1 protein-coding gene is annotated in these 1,303 nt (G+C 71.8%); it reads right to left on the bottom strand.

The genetic code is table 11. The features are described from left to right. The coding region (locus AC6EUH_RS18240) for an HNH endonuclease signature motif containing protein (protein ID WP_499739499.1) at positions 1-1,261 on the bottom strand (1,261 nt) is incomplete at its 3' end. Between the last annotated feature and the right edge of the window lie 42 nt (positions 1,262-1,303).

Here is a 1,303-nt window from a genome sequence, read left to right as displayed (position 1 = left end):
TGGTGGGGGTCCAGGCGGATCCGTGTTTGAGGCGGTGGTGTTTGCGGCAGGGCTGTCCCAGGTTCGAGATGCCGGTGGTGCCGCCGTCGGCCCAGGCCAGGAGGTGGTCCGCCTCGTTATCCAGCGAGGGGTTGCTGCAGCCCGGGAAGGAGCACTTGCCGTCGCGGAGCCGGAGCCATTGCCGCAGGGCCTTCGTGACACGGTAGCTGGCCCGGCCGATTTCCAGCGGCGCCCCGTCGCGCGGGTCGGTCAGGACACGGTAGACGGAATCGGCGCCGTCGGCGACCAGCCGGCGCGCCATCGACGGCGGGATCGGCCCGTACCCGTCCAGCATGGCGGGTTCGTCGGTGGCGCCCAGCAGCGACATCACCGGGACGGTGACCAGCACCTGCGCCCTTGGCGACGGCACACCCCCGTCCGCACCACCCAGCCCGGTCCGGCCGCCGGCGGTACCGCCATCCTCAAGTCCGGCAGTGAGGAGCCAGGTCGCGGCGATGTCGGCGCGGAGCTGGGTCAGGGTCCGGGCCTCGTTCGGGCTCTGCAGGGCGCGGGCCTCGGCGGTGGTCCTTTCCCAGATCCCCGCGGCGGTGTCGGCCGGGAGGTAGGCGTTGAGCCAGGCCATGCCGTCCCGGTCCGGGACGAACTCCACCCGCCGGTCCGCCGCACACTTCGTATGGCGTTTCTCGATGCTCACCCGGTGGTGGCGTTCGCGCCAGGTGCGTGCCTTCACCCGGAACCGGCCCGGCACAAGGCCCCCGGCCGGGCACCCCCGGGCCGGATCCGGGACATCGGGGTCCAGGAAATGCGCCTCCAGCCCCGCCGCGCCTGCCGGATCAAGACTGGCGGTTTCGTCGGCCATGATCCGGGCGTGCTGCCAGGAAATCGTCCCCGCCTGCAGGGCGTCCAGGGTCAGCGGCAGCGCCGTCGTCAATACCTGAGCGTCGGACAAGAGGGCGGAGGCGGACCGCTCGCTGACCGTGAGGACGCACGCGACCTCCGCGACCACAGCCATCTCCTGCGCAGTGCGTTCCTGCGGCGACGCCACCGGCGGAGCCAGAGCCCGGGAAACCTCCGCGTACGCCGCGGCCAGCCGGACCTTCACCGCCGCCGACCGGGCATCCAGCCGGGCCATTTCGGCCATCCCGTCCAGGCACGCATCCGCCAGCTCCCGCAACAGATCAGCACCAGGCGAATCAGCGCGTTCCTCCGCTGCGTTGATTAGGGCAGCCAGCGCAGCAACGGACGCGGTAACGGCGTCCACCGCCTCCCGGCATTCCGCACTCCACCCTGCCCTGCTTTCCAC

It is taken from the genome of Arthrobacter sp. 001422645 (genome assembly GCF_059816125.1).
Note: the sequence above shows the minus strand (reverse complement) of the source record. Positions and strands in the feature narration are given on the sequence as shown.